Genomic DNA, 15,279 nt, shown 5'->3' on the forward strand with positions numbered 1-15,279 from the left:
AGCGGACAGAGTAGGCCTGCGACGTGCGGATTCAGCCAGATCTCGCTGGGCCCTGTGGCAGGACCGTGACAATCAGAACGGCTTGTTCCCGCCCGTTCCGGGACCGGGAACCGAGGTGTCCCTCAGCGTCCCGCGGACACCGGCAGCCAGTCCGGCAGGGCCTCGGTGCGCGCCAGCCACGCCTCCGGGAGCACTGCTTCCCCGCGCGCGCCCAGCACGCCGCCGACGATCGCGCAGGTCGTGTCGACGTCACCGCCCACCTGCGCGGTGGTCCAGAACGCCCGCTCGTAGTCGTCCAGGGACCGCGCCGCCGACCACAGGGCGAACGGCACGGTGTCGTGGGCGCTCGTGCGCCGCCCGCAGCCGAGGACCGCGGCCACCGTGGTCGCGTCGCCGTAGTCCAGCATGTCCCGCGCCCGCCGCACCCCCGCGCCCACGGCGCTGCGCGGCACCAGTGCGATCACCCCGTCCAGCAGGTCGGCGGGGCTCGGCGGGCCGCCCGGGGCCGCCGCGAGCGCCGCCGCGGCGGCGACGGCCATCGCCCCGCACACGGCCTCGCGGTGCTGGTGGGTGGTGTAGGCGGAGATTTCCGCCTGGTGCGTGGCCTGCTCGGGGTCGTCGGCGTACCACGCGCCCAGGGGCGCGATCCGCATGGCGGCGCCGTTGCCCCACGAGCCCTGGCCGTTGAACAGCTCGGCGGCCAGCGTGCGCCAGTCCTGGCCCTCCCGGACCAGGCGCAGCATGCGGTTGACGGCGGGTCCGTACCCGCGGTCGAAGTCGTGGTGGTGGGCGAAGGAGGAGGCGAGGGCGTCCTGGTCGATGCGGCCGTGCCCGGCCAGCACCGCCACCACCGAGCAGGCCATCTCGGTGTCGTCGGTCCACTGCCAGGTTCCGGCGCCGGCCGGCAGTTCCCGCCGCTTGAGCAGCGGGTAGTTCACGGGGACGAAGTACTGGGAGCCCAGGGCGTCACCCAGGGCCAGCCCTCGGAGGCTGGCCACGGCGCGTGCGTAGCGCCTTTCGGAAGAGGAGTCAGCGGTCATCGCGCGACACTCTAGCCGTCCAGGTCATAAGGCTCGGGTGTGGTCCACCGCTCAAACGGGCGGTCCATCCGGTACCGGCCGTCCGGGCCGGGCAGGAGCACTCTGAATTCGCCGTTCCCCGGGTTGGACAGGGCCTCGAATTCGGCCACCGACCAGTGGAACCATCGCATGCAGAACAGCCGCATCGTCAGTCCGTGCGTGACCAGCAGCACGTTCTGCGGGTGGTCCGGGGCCTCGAAGCTGCGGTAGAGGCTCTCCAGGAAGGACCCGACCCGGTCGTACACGTCGGCCCCCGACTCGCCCTGCGCGAAGCGGTAGAAGAAGTGGCCGTACGCGTCCCGGTACGCCTTCTGCAGCCGAACGTCGTCCCGGTCCTGCCAGTTGCCCCAGTCCTGCTCGCGCAGCCTCGGCTCCTCGCGCATCCGGACGCGCGCCGGGTCCAGCCGCAGTTCCCGGAAGGTCTGCAGGGTCCGGCGGTACGGGGAGACGTACGCACTGATCGTCTCGTCGCCGAAGAGCTCCCGCAGGCGTTCGCCCGCCTCGGCCGCCTGCTCGCGTCCCTTCCGGGTGAGGCGCAGGGAGTGGTCGGGCTCCCTCTCGTAGACCGAATCGTCGGCGTTCCCCTCCGATTCCCCGTGCCGGACAAGGACGATGCGCCGTGGTCTGACCATCCCACGACCCTATTCGGCCACCGGCGGGCCGGTGCGTCGGGCACGCCGGTCAGGGCTCCGGTTGTCCTACGGTCATACCGTCCAGGAGGGTTCGAGGTCGACGACGTCCCCGGTCAGGGCCTCCACGTCGGCCTGGATCTGGGCGCGCAGCGAGAGTCGCTCGACCCGTTCCTGGCGGTACTTGCCGTGCTCGGCGGCCGCGTGCCACATGGACAGCACCAGGAACTCCCGGCCCGGGGCCTCGCCGAACAGCCCCCGGACCATGCCCGGCGAGCCCGCCATGGCCGGATTCCACACCTTCTCCTGCATGAGCGCGAAGTGGTCGACCCGGCCCTCGCGCACCCGGGTGTGGGCGACCCGGACGACGTCGGCGTCGGTGAAGCGCGGCTCGAAGCCGGTCTTCACGTCGAAGCGGTGGTCGAAGAGGGTGGCGCGCAGGTCGGTGTACGTGCCGTTCTGGGCGGCGGCGAGCCGGTCGTGCGCCCGTGCCATGAAGGAGTCGTAGAAGGAGCGGCTCTCCCAGAACGTGAAGACGTGCGCGACCCCCTGCCGGCCCCGGCTCCAGCCGCCGCCCTGGCCCCGGAAACCCGGTTCTCCCGGCAGCCCCGCCCATTTGCGCTGCCCGCGCTCGAACCCGCGTCGGTCCGTCACCGTGCAGCGAATCCACTTGACCAGCACGGCGCCATCGTACGGTCCCGACACGGCCCGGGTCAGTCCTCGGCCTGATGGATCGCGACCAGTTCCGCGGTCTCCCGCTCGGACAGGCGGAGACCGAACTCCCGGTCGAGTACGGCGGCGAGCTCGTCGGCGCCCACCACCTGCTCCTCGGTTCGCCCGTCGGGGTACAGGGAGGTGAGACGGCTCCCGACCAGGGCCCGGCGGACGTGCTGGCCGGGGTACTGGACGACGACCCTCCCCACGAAGGAGGAAGCGGGGTGGGAGGAGCTGTAGTGGTTCAGCACGACGTAGTCGACGGGGTGGTAGGGCTGCGGCGAGAACGCGTACAGGTCGCGCCACCGCCCCGCGCGCAGCGCGCACAGGACGAGGACGCCGCCCGCCTCTCCGCGCACGCGGAAGCTCCACTCCCCCTGGCGCACCACGGTGCCGGGCCGCCGGAGCGGGACGGGCTCCGTGGGACCCGCGTAACCGAACCCCGCGTCGCACAGCCACGGTTTCCCGTCGACGGTGGCCACGAGGACCGCGTGCGTCACCGCGAGCAGGGCGTCACCGCGCGTGCGGTTGCGGGCACCGCGCCCGGAGACCTCGAAGCCGATCCGCTCCAGGGCGGCGGCCAGCAGCGAGTTCTGCTCGTAGCAGTACCCGCCGCGACGGGAGTGCACGATCTTGGCCTCGATCGCCTTGACGTCCAGCCCGACGGGGCGGCCGAGCGCGACGTCCAGGTTCTCGAAGGCGACCGCGGCGGTGTGGGCCCGGTGCACTGCGTACAACGTCGGGAGGTCCGGGCGGAGTTCCCCGCCCGCCGGCCCGCCCTCGTACCCGATCCGCGCCAGGTACGCGTCCAGATCCAGTTCGTCACCGCTCCACATGGCTCCCCCACTCCGACGGGGGCGCGATCTCCACGCGGCCCCCCACCATGATCGGCCACCGGCGGGGGAACTCGATTCGCATGATCGAGTCCCTGAGCGTGCCACCGGTCGCCGGCCGCGGCGAACCCTTTGGCCGTACCGCACGACGAAGGGGACCGGCCCGAGGCCGGTCCCCTTCGTGAGCTGCTGGTCAGCTACCCGTGCGGGCTACGCCGGACGGCGCGTCCGACACGGTGCCGCCCGGTGTCAGCTGCAGCCGCTGGTGGAACCGCAGCCCTCGCAGATGTAGCAGGAGCCGGCGCGCTGCATCTTCGTACCGCAGGAGAAGCAGAGCGGGGCGTCGGCGGAGACGCCGAGCTGCATCTCGACCAGTTCTGCGTTGCTGTGAGCCGTCTTCGGAGCCGGGACCGGGGCGACCGCGACCGGCTTCGGCGTGGAGGGCACCGCGGCCAGCGGAGCGGACTGGGCCAGGGCCTCGGTGTCCATCTGCTCCTCGAGCGCCTCGTACGAGCCGGTCTCCAGGTGGCGCTGACGCTCCTCGGCGGAGTGGATGCCGAGGGCCGAACGGGTCTCGAAGGGCAGGAAGTCGAGCGCCACGCGGCGGAAGATGTAGTCGACGATCGACTGCGCCATCCGCACGTCCGGGTCGTCCGTCATGCCGGCCGGCTCGAAGCGCATGTTCGTGAACTTCGAGACGTACGTCTCCAGCGGGACGCCGTACTGCAGACCGACCGAGACGGCGATCGAGAAGGCGTCCATCATGCCCGCGAGGGTCGAGCCCTGCTTGGACATCTTCAGGAACACCTCGCCGAGACCGTCGTCCGGGTAGGAGTTGGCCGTCATGTAGCCCTCGGCGCCGCCGACGGTGAAGGAGGTGGTGATCCCCGGGCGGCCCTTCGGGAGGCGCTTGCGGACGGGGCGGTACTCGATGACCTTCTCGACCGCGGCGCGGATGGTCTCCTCGGCCTTCTCGGTGACCTCGGTCTTCTCGGCTTCCTTCTTCTTCGCGGAGAGGGGCTGGCCGACCTTGCAGTTGTCGCGGTAGATCGCGAGCGCCTTGACGCCCATCTTCCACGCCTCGAAGTAGATCTCCTCGATCTCCTCGACGGTCGCCGTCTCCGGCATGTTGACCGTCTTCGAGATCGCGCCGGAGATCCAGGGCTGGATCGCGGCCATCATGCGGACGTGGCCCATCGCGGAGATGGAACGCTCGCCCATGGCGCAGTCGAACACCGAGTAGTGCTCGGTCTTCAGGCCCGGGGCGTCGACGACCACGCCGTGCTCGGCGATGTGGGAGACGATCGCCTCGATCTGCTCCTCCTGGTAACCCAGGCGGCGCAGGGCCTGCGGAACGGTGCCGTTGACGATCTGCATCGAGCCGCCGCCGACGAGCTTCTTGAACTTGACCAGGGCCAGGTCCGGCTCGACACCGGTGGTGTCACAGGACATCGCGAGACCGATGGTGCCGGTCGGCGCGAGGACGGAGGCCTGCGCGTTGCGGAAGCCGTTCTTCTCGCCGAGGCGCAGGACGTCCTGCCAGGCCTCGGTGGCCGCGGCCCAGATGGAGTTGTCCAGGTCCTCGGTGCGCGGGGCGACGGCGTTGGCGTCGGCGTGCTGCTTCATGACGCGCTTGTGCGATTCGGCGTTGCGGGCGTAGCCGTCGTACGGGCCGACGATGGCGGCCAGCTCGGCGGAGCGCTTGTACGCGGTGCCGGTCATCAGCGAGGTGATCGAGGCGGCGAGGGTGCGGCCGCCGTTCGAGTCGTACGCGTGGCCGGTGGCCATCAGCAGGGCGCCGAGGTTGGCGTAGCCGATGCCCAGCTGACGGAAGGCGCGGGTGTTCTCGCCGATCTTCTGCGTCGGGAAGTCCGCGAAGCAGATGGAGATGTCCATCGCGGTGATGACGAGCTCGACGACCTTGGCGAAGCGCTCGGCGTCGAAGGACTGGTTGCCCTTGCCGTCGTCGTTGAGGAACTTCATGAGGTTGAGCGAGGCGAGGTTGCAGGACGTGTTGTCCAGGTGCATGTACTCGCTGCACGGGTTCGACGCGGTGATGCGGCCGGACTCGGGGCAGGTGTGCCAGTTGTTGATCACACCGTCGTACTGGATGCCCGGGTCGGCGCAGGCCCACGCGGCCTCGGCGAGCTTGCGGAAGAGCGCCTTGGCGTCGACCTTCTCGATGATCTCGCCGGTCATGCGGGCCCGCAGGCCGAACTCGGTGCCGTTCTCGACGGCCGTCATGAACTCGTCGTTCACGCGGACGGAGTTGTTGGCGTTCTGGTACTGGACGGACGTGATGTCGTCGCCGCCCAGGTCCATGTCGAAGCCCGCGTCGCGCAGGGCGCGGATCTTCTCCTCTTCCTTCACCTTGGTCGCGATGAAGTCCTCGACGTCCGGGTGGTCCACGTCCAGGACGACCATCTTGGCCGCGCGGCGGGTGGCGCCGCCCGACTTGATCGTTCCTGCGGAGGCGTCGGCGCCGCGCATGAAGGAGACCGGGCCGGAGGCGTTGCCGCCGGAGGAGAGGAGCTCCTTGGAGGAGCGGATGCGGGAGAGGTTCAGGCCGGCGCCGGAGCCGCCCTTGAAGATCATGCCCTCTTCCTTGTACCAGTCGAGGATCGACTCCATGGAGTCGTCGACGGCCAGGATGAAGCAGGCGGAGACCTGCTGCGGCTGGGGCGTGCCGACGTTGAACCAGACCGGGGAGTTGAAGCTGAAGATCTGGTGCAGAAGGGCGTAGGTGAGCTCGTGCTCGAAGATCTCCACGTCGGCGGGCGAGGCGAAGTAGTCGAAGTCCTCGCCGGCCTTCGTGTACGTCTTCACGATCCGGTCGATGAGCTGCTTCAGACCGGTCTCGCGCTGCGCGGTGCCGACCGCGCCGCGGAAGTACTTGCTGGTGACGATGTTCACCGCGTTCACCGACCAGAAGTCGGGGAACTCGACGCCGTGCTGCTCGAAGTTGACCGAGCCGTCGCGCCAGTTGGTCATGACGACGTCACGGCGCTCCCAGCTCACCTCGTCGTACGGGTGCACGCCGGGGGTGGTGTGGATGCGCTCGATCCGCAGGCCGCCCTTGGCAGCCTTGGTCCCCTTGGCGCGGGAACCACGTGCCGAGCCGCTCGCCGTCTCTGTCATGCCAGGCCTCCCATATGCGGGCAAAAACGCCCTAATGTGCCAGCGTTATTCCGCGGCACGGTGCTGTGTCTTGTCTCTACGTGTCTTCGCCGGGCCGACCGGCCGCGCCGCGGGGCGAAACGCTCCCCGGGGCAGGCCGTCCGGTCAGTCGGCGGCGGAGGCGGGCACGGGGACCGGAGCGGTCCCACCGGGCTCGCACTCTCGGGGGTGAGGCCGGTGCACGCGGAGTTCCGCGATGGCGGTCTCGAAGTCTTCGAGCGTGTCGAACGCTTTGTAAACGGACGCGAAACGCAGGTACGCGACCAGGTCGAGTTCCTGCAACGGGCCGAGTATGGCCAGACCCACGTCGTGGGTGGTCAGCTCGGCGCTCCCGGTGGCGCGCAACGCCTCTTCGACCCGCTGGCCGAGCTTGGCGAGGGCGTCCTCGGTGACCGGCCGCCCCTGGCACGCCTTGCGCACGCCGGAGATGACCTTGGTACGGCTGAAGGGTTCGGTCACCCCGCTGCGCTTGATCACCATCAGCGAGGCCGTCTCCACCGTCGTGAAACGACGGGAGCAGTCGGGGCACTGACGGCGCCGGCGGATCGACGTGCCGTCGTCCGTGGTGCGACTGTCGACGACGCGGCTGTCGGGGTGCCTGCAGAAGGGGCAGTGCATGGTTCCCTCACCCTCCTTCTCGGCACGGCAGAATCACTTCACGGCGCCCCTCAACGGCGGAGACGGGGCTCTTCCGGGGGCTCGTGAAGCAGCCACCAGCATATGCGATGTCGGGACCCGCGGCGGACCGGGGACCACAACCTCTGGGCGGCCGCGCTCATCCAACCACTAGATCTTGGGTTGTGGGGGATTTTCGCGGCTCCGCGTGTCGCGACGCCCGAAGCACGCGCACGGGGCTTCCCGGTGCCACACTGGGCCCGGCCCGGACGGTGGCGACCCGACCCGGAAGGGTACCGTAAGCACCGGACGCCGAGCCGAACCTTCGTTCGGCAAACCGATCGCCTATACACGTCTCCATATAGCCACGCCGGACGATCTGCGTTTTTTCACTCGAACGTGTGTTTGGCGCAACCTTTCGAAAGCTACTACCGTTGTCCAGCTAGGGAGAACATTTCGAGAGGGGCCGACGTGACCACCACCGCAGACAGTGCCACCATCACTGCCCAGAACCGCTCCCAGAGCCGACTTGAGCCGGTGCATGCCATGAATGACGCAAACCTGAACCCGGAGGCGGAGCCCGTGCGCCCCGCGCGCTCGCTGCCAGGTCGACCTCCAGGCATCCGCGCCGACAGCTCCGGGCTCACGGACCGGCAGCGGAGGGTCATCGAAGTCATCCGCGACTCGGTGCAGCGACGCGGCTACCCGCCGTCGATGCGCGAGATCGGCCAGGCGGTCGGCCTCTCCAGCACCTCGTCGGTCGCCCACCAGCTGATGGCCCTGGAGCGCAAGGGCTTTCTGCGCCGCGACCCGCACCGCCCGCGGGCCTACGAGGTGCGCGGCTCCGACCAGCCGAGCTCGCAGCCCACCGACACCACCGGCAAGCCCGCCGCGTCCTACGTGCCCTTGGTCGGCCGAATCGCCGCCGGCGGTCCGATCCTCGCCGAGGAGTCGGTCGAGGACGTCTTCCCGCTCCCCCGCCAGCTGGTCGGCGACGGTGAACTCTTCGTCCTCAAGGTCGTGGGCGACTCGATGATCGAGGCCGCCATCTGTGACGGCGACTGGGTCACGGTCCGCCGCCAGCCCGTCGCGGAGAACGGCGACATCGTCGCGGCCATGCTCGACGGCGAGGCCACGGTCAAGCGCTTCAAGCGCGAGGACGGCCACGTGTGGCTCCTGCCGCACAACGCCGCGTACCAGCCCATTCCGGGTGACGAAGCGACCATCCTCGGCAAGGTGGTCGCCGTACTGCGTCGGATCTGAATCCGCCGCCTCCATCCAGCCCTGGGACTCACTGCGCCGGTCCCAGGGCTGCTTTGCGTCGTGACCGTCTCCGGGCGGGAGCTACTTCCCGTCCGCCTGGGCGGACGCGTCGATGGCCGCGAGGGAGCGGCGGACCTGGTTGCGGTCCGTGGTGTACCAGAAGTCCGGAAGGGTCGCTCGGAGGAAGCTTCCATACCGGGCGGTGGCCAGCCGGGGGTCCAGCACCGCGACGACGCCCCGGTCGCCCGTGGCCCGTACGAGCCGGCCCGCACCCTGGGCCATCAGCAGGGCCGCGTGCGTGGCGGCCACGGCCATGAAGCCGTTGCCGCCGTGTTCCTCGACCGACTTCTGCCGGGCGCTCATCAGCGGGTCGTCGGGGCGCGGGAACGGGATCCGGTCCATGATCACGAGCTGGCAGCTGGGGCCGGGCACGTCCACCCCCTGCCAGAGGGACAGCGTCCCGAACAGGCAGGTCTTCGGGTCGGCCGCGAACGCCTTGATCAGCTCGCCGAGGGTCTCCTCGCCCTGGAGCAGGATCGGGTTGTCGATCCTCCCCCGCAGTTCCTCGGCCGCCGCCTTGGCTCCGCGCATGGAGGAGAAGAGCCCGAGGGTACGGCCGCCGGCGGCCTCGATCAGTTCCGCCAGCTCGTCGATCATGTCGCCCCGGGTCCCCTCGCGGCCCGGTGTGGCCAGGTGCTTGGCGACGTAGAGGATGCCCTGCTTCGGATAGTCGAAGGGCGAGCCGACGTCCAGGCCCTTCCACTGCGGCACGTCGTCGCCCTCGACCCCCTCCGGGGACAGGCCCATCGAGGCCGCGACCCCGTTGAAGTCGCCGCCGAGCTTGAGGGTCGCCGAGGTCAGGACCACCGAGCGGTCCTCGAACAGCTTCTCGCGCAGCAGGCCGGACACCGAGAGCGGTGCGACACGCAGCGTGGCGCCGAAGCGGTCGTGGCGTTCGTACCAGACGACGTCGTACTCGGAACCGTTGCTGATCCGCTCCGCCACGCTGTGGACGCTCTCCACCGCCGCCAGGGCCTGCTTGCGCACCGCGTCCTCGTCCTGGACCGACTTGTCCCGGGTGGATCCGATCGCGGAGATCACGTTGCGGGCGGCGTCGCGCAGGGCCATCAGCGCGTAGCCGAGGTCCTCGGGGACCTCCTCCAAGCGGCCCGGGAGCGCCAGCTCCATGACCCGCTCGAAGGACTCGGAAGCCGTCTGCAGGGAGTCGGCGGTCTTCTCGTCGACCAGCTTGGCCGCGCGCTTCACGGCCCGGTTGACCTGGCCCGGGGCCAGCTCGCCGGTGGCGACGCCGGTGACCCGGGAGACCAGCTCGTGGGCCTCGTCCACGATCAGCACCTCGTGCTGCGGCAGCACGGGAGCGCCCTCGATGGCGTCGATGGCGAGCAGCGCGTGGTTGGTGACGACCACGTCCGCCAGCTTGGCGCGCTCGCGGGCCGCCTCGGCGAAACACTCCGCGCCGTACGCGCACTTCGTCGCGCCCAGGCACTCGCGGGACGAGACGGAGATCTGCGACCAGGCCTTGTCCGACACGCCCGGTGTCAGGTCGTCGCGGTCGCCGGTCTCCGTCTCGTCCGCCCAGTCGCGCAGCCGCAACAGGTCCTTGCCGAGCTTGCTGGTGGGGGTGGCCGCCTCGAACTGGTCGAAGAGGCCCTCCTCCTCGTCCTGCGGCGCGCCCTCGTGCAGGCGGTGGAGGCACAGGTAGTTGGAGCGGCCCTTGAGCATGGCGAACTGCGGGCGGCGGCGCAGCTGCGGATGCAGCGCCTCCACCGTCCGGGGCAGGTCGCGCTCGACGAGCTGGCGCTGGAGGGCGAGGGTGGCGGTGGCCACGACCACGCGCTCGCCGTGGGCCAGCGCCGGAACCAGGTAGCCGAGGGACTTTCCGGTGCCGGTGCCGGCCTGGATGAGCCGGTGCGAGCTGTCGTCGATCGCCGCGGCGACGGCTTCGGCCATGGCCACCTGGCCGGGACGCTCCGTACCGCCGACGGCGGAGACGGCGGCGTGCAGCAGGTCGGGGAGGGAGGGCTTCGTCATAGCACTCCCAACCCTAAGGGGCGCCACCGACAGCGGCGGCACCGACGAGGATTCACGGGTGGTGGAGGGGATTGGGCACGGTGCCGTGCAGCACGGCGTGCGGACGGTCGGAGCGGTCCCGGTAGCCGTCCTCGTAGAGCCGGTTCCGGTTGAGGCAGAGGCGGCCGATGCGCTCGCCGAGCAGGTCGAAGAGCTCGTAGCGGTCCTTGAGGTCGGGGAACCGGGACTGATAGCGCAGGATCTCCGCCCGTACGAGAGACCAGAACTCGCCCTCCGGGAGGTCGAGCTGGTCATCGCACAGTGCCGCGAGGTAGCGGAAGACGCCGACGAAGAGCCCGGAGTGGATGAACTGGGGCAGGAAGTCGGCGGGCTCGGTGAGCAGGACCGCCCGGACCTCGTCGGGCAGCGGGTCCAGCTCGGGGAGCGGTTCCGCGGTGATGTTGACGTCGTCCACGAAATCCTTGACCGCGAGGCGGACGGGGACGTCGTGCTCGTCGAAGACCACGATGGCGTTCTCGCCGTGCGGGGAGAAGACGGTGCCGTAGCGGTAGAGGAAGTGGAGCAGCGGGGGCAGCAGGGCGTCGAAGAGCCGCTGCAGCCAGACGGCGGGGGGCAGGCCGGACCGGGCGACGAGCTCGGCCGTGAAGGACCGGCCGCGGGGGTCGGTGTGCAGGAGCGAGGCGAGCGTACGGGCGCGCTCGCCCGGCGCGAGGAGGCCGGTCAGGGGCTGGCGCCAGATCGCTCCGAGGAGCTCCTTGTACTGGTACGGAACCTCGGGCAGCTGCTCGTACACGGGGTGGCGGACGGTGACGGTGGCGACCTCGCCGAGCAGGATGACCCGGCACTCGTCACGGAGGAAGGGGTCGGCGTCGCGCACCGAGTGGATCCAGGCGGTGACGGCGGGCGCGGCGAGGGCGAGCTCGGTGGGCAGGCCCCGCCAGACCATGGTGTTGAAGACGGACAGCGGGAGCTTGACGCTGTGGCGGTCGGGGCGGCTGAGGTTGAGGAAGGTGCGGATCGACTGCTGGGGCAGGCGGACGTCGGAGTCGGCGGGGAGCGGGACGAGGGACCCGGACGCGAGGGCGGGGGCGAAAAGGGGGAGGACGACCTCGTCCCACTGCCAGGGGTGGACGGGGAGGTAGAGGTAGCGGACCGGGTCCAGGCCCCGGTCGCGCAGGGTCCGGTCGAAGGCGGCGCGGGTGGCGGGGTCCAGTTCCCCCGCATAGAGGCGTTCGGGGTCCTCGACGCCGGCGGTGCCACGGTAGGCGGCGAGCGAGGTGTGGGCGGCGAGCCAGGGCAGCCGCTGCCGGGTGCGGGCCTCGGGAGCCCATGCGGCGGCATCGGAGGCGGAGAGTCCGATGCGGCCCTTGTTGAGGACGAGCCAGGGGTGCCCGGTCTGGTGGCCTTCGAGGGCGGCGTAGTCGAGGTCGGCGAGGGCGTCCGCGGTGAGCGCGGTGTGGGCGATCCGCGCGTCGGCGGAGAGGGTGGCGCTGAGCTCGCGGACGAGGTGGCCGAGGGTGGGCCCGTCGAGCCGGAGGAGGGCTCGGGCGCGGATGAGGAAGGCGTACGGGTCCCCGAAGGAGGTCGGAGGCTGCTCGGAGGGCGGGGCCGGGGTGAGGGTGATGGAGTCCGGGTCGACCTGCCAGCTGCCGTACGCGCGGCGGCGGGCGCGGAAGGCGAGGGTGCCGCCGTCGTCGAGGGGCAGGGTCCAGGCGTCGCCGGTGGCGGACGGTGTGGCGGCCGGGGCGGGGAGCGGGGAGGCGACCGTGGAGGGTGACGGGGCGGGAGCCGGGACCGGGGTGACGATTTCCTCGTAGGCGAACTCGGCGAGCATCTTGGCGAGCAGCCGTCGGGCGGCGGAGGCCCAGATGACGCGGGTGAGCTCGGGAGGGGTGCGGGGGTCCTGGGGAGACGGCGGCACGGAGGGTTCCGCGGAGTCGGGGGCAACGGGGAGATTCGGCACGGGACTCCTCGAAGATCGGGAACTTTGCTGCGTCGCGCAGAGTTTTCGAAGGGAGAGGGGTGAGCGGGTGAGGGTCACCGGGAGACGCGGGGCGGCATTCAGAGGAGATTGCGCAGCGCCCGCTCCCGGACCATCAGAGCCGCCCGCTTCTCGGGAAGGTCGATTTCCGCGGAGCAGCGGAAGCCGGAGTTCAGGAAGGCTGTGACGGAGGGGGTGTTTCGGATGTCCGGTTCGGCGATGACCCGCGTGCAGCGGGGGCGGTTGTCCAGGACGAGGTCGGCGACGGCGCGCAGCAGGGTGGTGCCGAGACCGCGGCCGCGGTTCGTGCCGTCTCCGATGAGCAGGTGGATACCCGTGTCGTGGGACCGCGCCGGGTAGTGCCGGGCGAGCGGGTCGAGGTCGGCCCGGTAGATCTCCCAGTAGCTCATCGGCGTGCCGTCGAGGAGGCCCAGGCAGGGGATGCTGCTGCTGTCCCCGTCCAGCTGGGGCCGCAGGTGGGCGGCGATGACGGCGGCGGGGCCGGCGAGCTGCCAGTACGCGTTGACCTCGGGGTCGTTCATCCAGCGGGTGAGGAGTTCGAGGTCCCGGGCCGGGCGTACGGGTTCGAGCCGGAAGGCTCCGGCCGGGGTGGTGGTGCTGCCCCAGGCTGCCGGGGAGTCGAGGAGGTCCGCCTCGGCGAGCAGGGGCAGCAGCTGGGCGGTGCGGCGGGGTGCGCCGATGCGGCCGATTCCGTGGGTGGTCGCCGTGTCCGCGGGGTGCGTGGAGGTGTCGGTGGAGGGCATCGGGGGCTCTTCTCCGCGTCGGTGGTGGCGTGTCAGTCGTGAAGGGGGTTGGCGATGGTGACGTAGACGGACTGGGTGTCGACGGGGCCGACGAGTTCGTCGAGGCCGCCCAGGCGGGTCAGCAGGTTCGCCTTGCACCGCAGGGTGGGTGAGTCGAGGAGCCGCGCGGGGAGCGGGCCGAGGCCCGCGGCCTTGCCGAGAAAGCGCCGGAAGGCGGCGAGGAGGACGCGTTCGTCAGCGAGTTGCTGGGATCCGAAGGCGCCGATCAGCCCGAGCACGTTGTTGATGCCGAGGTAGTAGGCGAAGCGTTCGTCGGTGACGGCGTCGGAGACGAAGGTGTCGCTGGCGCCGCCGATGCCGGGGAGCCGGTGCTCCAGTTCCGCGCGGTGGGACTCGCGGAAGTAGTAGCCCTGGTTGTCGCGGTAGCGGCCGCCGACCGGCCAGCCCGCCGGGTCGAGGAGGACCAGGGTGTTCTGCTGGTGCGCTTCGAGGGCGATTCCGGCGAGGGCGTCGAAGGCGAGGACCGGCAGGACCACGTGGTCGAGGTAGCGCAGGAACCACTCGGCGGCGACGGCGGACGTGGTGTGCCCGGTGCTGGCGGCGAGGCCGCGGACGATGTCGGCGAGCCGTGAGCGCATGCCGGTCCGGCCCGGCCACGGGCGGGGGGAGGTCAGCGCGGCGACGCAGACGGCGTCGTCGCCGGAGCGGAAGGGGTTGTGGCGCAGCAGGGCGTCGAGGCCGGGCACGGGCGTGCCGTCGGGTGCGTCGACGGCGACCCAGGCGGGGTCGCGCACGATGTCGAATCCGGGGTGGGCCGCCTGCCACTGCTCGGCGAGGCCGGTGCGGAGCAGCCGGTGCACCTCGACGCCGCGGTGCAGTTCCTTGCGGAGGTTTTCGCGGCGGGAGTTGGTGATGCGCAGGCCCAGGGAGAGCTTGAGCATCGCCGGGGCCCCGGGTCGGTGCACGGTGCGGACGGAGGAGGTGGGGTACCAGGGGGCGCCGTAGGGGCCCAGGTCGTGCAGGAGTCCCGCGTCGTGGAGTGCCGCGACGGCGGGGCGCTGGAGCAGGTCGCGGGCCTGCCAGGGGTGCAGGGGAAGGGGGGCGGCGCCCTCGGGGAGCGGGAGTCCGGGGACGAGCCGGCCCAAGAGGCGGGCGGCCGAGACCGGGCGGCCGCTCTCGGTCCAGGCGGAGTCGGTGACCAGGGCGGACGGGGCGACCGCGAACCAGTGGAGGGGGAAGGAGCCGTGGAGTTCGGGTGAGTAGCGGCGTACCTCGGCCTCGGAGAGTCCTTCGCGGCTCTTCGGGTCCGGCTGGAGGGGGTGGCCGAGGAGGAGGGACTGTTCGGCGGTGAGGAAGCGGTCCTCTCCGACGGGGGCGGGGGCGGCGGGGCGTTCCCTCCGGTCGGCGATGAACTCGGCGGTGTGGCGCACCGAGTCGGCGACCCGGCCGACGAGGTCGGCGCTGACGGTACGCGCGGCGGTGGCTGTGCGAGTCCCGGTTGCGTCGGCGGGCGCGCTGGGGCCGGCGGCGCCCTCGCGGGCGAGGAGTGCGGCGAGGGTGACGGCGTCCACGGCGGGGGCGTCGGTGGGCGCTCCTTCGAGCCGGGCCGCGGCGAAGCGGTGCCAGCCGGACGCCGACCAGTGGCGGACGGTGACGAGCAGAGCCGTGCCGGATGCGGGGAGGGGTACGCGCAGGGGGGCGCCGGCCGTGCCGTCGGGCCGGGCGACTCCCGCTTCGCGGATCCAGCACCGGAGGAGGTTCTCCACGGTTGCCGTATCGGCGACGGCGGCCGGGTCGGCTTGGTCCAACGGGTCTGCCCACATGGTCCGTTCCCCTCCGGCCAGCCCCGTCCACGAGGCCCGCTGTCGGGGCGTGCCGTCGTTCTGGCGCGGCACGGTGGCCTGGCCGGCGGGGGACGGGTCGGCGGGCTCGTGCACCTGCCGGGCACGCGCGGCCCCCGTACCGGCCGCCGGCTCCTCCGCGCCGGAGGGCAGCCCCTGCTGCTCGGGGCGCCGGGGCTCGGCCGTCGCGTCGGCGCGGTCCGGGTCCACGGGGCCGTTCAGCTGCTGCGGGGAGGAGCCGGACGATTCCGCCGCCTGCACCGCGGGGGCGGGCTCGACCTCGGCGTCGTCCGCCACGGGACCGGAGTGCGTGGGGGCGGAGCGCTGCCAC

Annotated in this window: 11 protein-coding genes; 1 reads left to right on the forward strand and 10 read right to left on the reverse strand. The window is 71.4% G+C overall.

What is annotated here, in order from left to right:
- Window positions 1-122: 122 nt before the first annotated feature.
- The 6 genes from ACFWW8_RS21915 to nrdR all read right to left on the reverse strand — a co-directional run bounded on the left by ACFWW8_RS21915 (window position 123) and on the right by nrdR (window position 7,050).
- Entirely contained in the window at window positions 123-1,040 is a 918-nt protein-coding gene (locus ACFWW8_RS21915; protein WP_386530619.1) for an ADP-ribosylglycohydrolase family protein, read from the reverse strand.
- Window positions 1,041-1,051: 11 nt separating this feature from the next.
- Window positions 1,052-1,711, reverse strand: coding sequence for a histidine phosphatase family protein (locus ACFWW8_RS21920; protein WP_386530620.1), 660 nt, complete (start codon window positions 1,709-1,711; stop codon window positions 1,052-1,054).
- A gap of 72 nt (window positions 1,712-1,783) precedes the next feature.
- Window positions 1,784-2,389, reverse strand: coding sequence for a YdbC family protein (locus ACFWW8_RS21925; RefSeq protein ID WP_150517497.1), 606 nt, complete (start codon window positions 2,387-2,389; stop codon window positions 1,784-1,786).
- Between the two features lie 32 nt (window positions 2,390-2,421).
- Window positions 2,422-3,258 (reverse strand): arylamine N-acetyltransferase, encoded by an 837-nt coding sequence (locus ACFWW8_RS21930; protein ID WP_386530621.1) that lies wholly within the window; start codon window positions 3,256-3,258, stop codon window positions 2,422-2,424.
- Between the two features lie 246 nt (window positions 3,259-3,504).
- Window positions 3,505-6,393 (reverse strand): vitamin B12-dependent ribonucleotide reductase, encoded by a 2,889-nt coding sequence (locus ACFWW8_RS21935; protein ID WP_386530622.1) that lies wholly within the window; start codon window positions 6,391-6,393, stop codon window positions 3,505-3,507.
- Between the two features lie 144 nt (window positions 6,394-6,537).
- Complete coding sequence (nrdR, locus tag ACFWW8_RS21940; RefSeq protein ID WP_386530623.1) at window positions 6,538-7,050, reverse strand: transcriptional regulator NrdR; 513 nt, start codon at window positions 7,048-7,050, stop codon at window positions 6,538-6,540.
- A gap of 468 nt (window positions 7,051-7,518) precedes the next feature.
- On the opposite strand from nrdR, the gene lexA reads away from it, so the two are divergent.
- Window positions 7,519-8,310, forward strand: a complete 792-nt coding sequence (gene lexA / locus ACFWW8_RS21945) for a transcriptional repressor LexA (protein ID WP_150517501.1) — start codon at window positions 7,519-7,521, stop codon at window positions 8,308-8,310.
- An 81-nt stretch (window positions 8,311-8,391) separates the two neighbouring features.
- Here the strand turns inward: lexA and ACFWW8_RS21950 are convergent, their stop codons facing one another.
- From ACFWW8_RS21950 to ACFWW8_RS21965, 4 genes are all read right to left on the reverse strand, one after another.
- Entirely contained in the window at window positions 8,392-10,362 is a 1,971-nt protein-coding gene (locus ACFWW8_RS21950) for an ATP-dependent DNA helicase (RefSeq protein WP_386530624.1), read from the reverse strand.
- 52 nt (window positions 10,363-10,414) lie between these two features.
- The gene (locus tag ACFWW8_RS21955; protein ID WP_386530625.1) at window positions 10,415-12,325 is read right to left on the reverse strand and encodes an IucA/IucC family protein; all 1,911 of its coding nucleotides are present in this window, start codon (window positions 12,323-12,325) and stop codon (window positions 10,415-10,417) included.
- A gap of 98 nt (window positions 12,326-12,423) precedes the next feature.
- Window positions 12,424-13,107, reverse strand: coding sequence for a GNAT family N-acetyltransferase (locus ACFWW8_RS21960; RefSeq protein ID WP_386530626.1), 684 nt, complete (start codon window positions 13,105-13,107; stop codon window positions 12,424-12,426).
- 32 nt (window positions 13,108-13,139) lie between these two features.
- Entirely contained in the window at window positions 13,140-15,158 is a 2,019-nt protein-coding gene (locus ACFWW8_RS21965) for an IucA/IucC family protein (protein ID WP_386530666.1), read from the reverse strand.
- Between the last annotated feature and the right edge of the window lie 121 nt (window positions 15,159-15,279).

The sequence above is a fragment of the Streptomyces sp. NPDC058701 genome, from assembly GCF_042715295.1.
Taxonomy (GTDB): Bacteria; Actinomycetota; Actinomycetes; order Streptomycetales; family Streptomycetaceae; genus Streptomyces.

Bases quoted from the DNA above. Each gene is read 5' to 3' on its own strand.
- ACFWW8_RS21920 (WP_386530620.1), bottom strand. From the start codon at position 1,711: ATGGTCAGACCACGGCGCATCGTCCTTGTCCGGCACGGGGAATCGGAG.
- ACFWW8_RS21930 (WP_386530621.1), bottom strand. From the start codon at position 3,258: ATGTGGAGCGGTGACGAACTGGATCTGGACGCGTACCTGGCGCGGATC.
- ACFWW8_RS21915 (WP_386530619.1), bottom strand. From the start codon at position 1,040: ATGACCGCTGACTCCTCTTCCGAAAGGCGCTACGCACGCGCCGTGGCC.
- ACFWW8_RS21950 (WP_386530624.1), bottom strand. From the start codon at position 10,362: ATGACGAAGCCCTCCCTCCCCGACCTGCTGCACGCCGCCGTCTCCGCC.
- ACFWW8_RS21960 (WP_386530626.1), bottom strand. From the start codon at position 13,107: ATGCCCTCCACCGACACCTCCACGCACCCCGCGGACACGGCGACCACC.
- nrdR (WP_386530623.1), bottom strand. From the start codon at position 7,050: ATGCACTGCCCCTTCTGCAGGCACCCCGACAGCCGCGTCGTCGACAGT.
- ACFWW8_RS21935 (WP_386530622.1), bottom strand. From the start codon at position 6,393: ATGACAGAGACGGCGAGCGGCTCGGCACGTGGTTCCCGCGCCAAGGGG.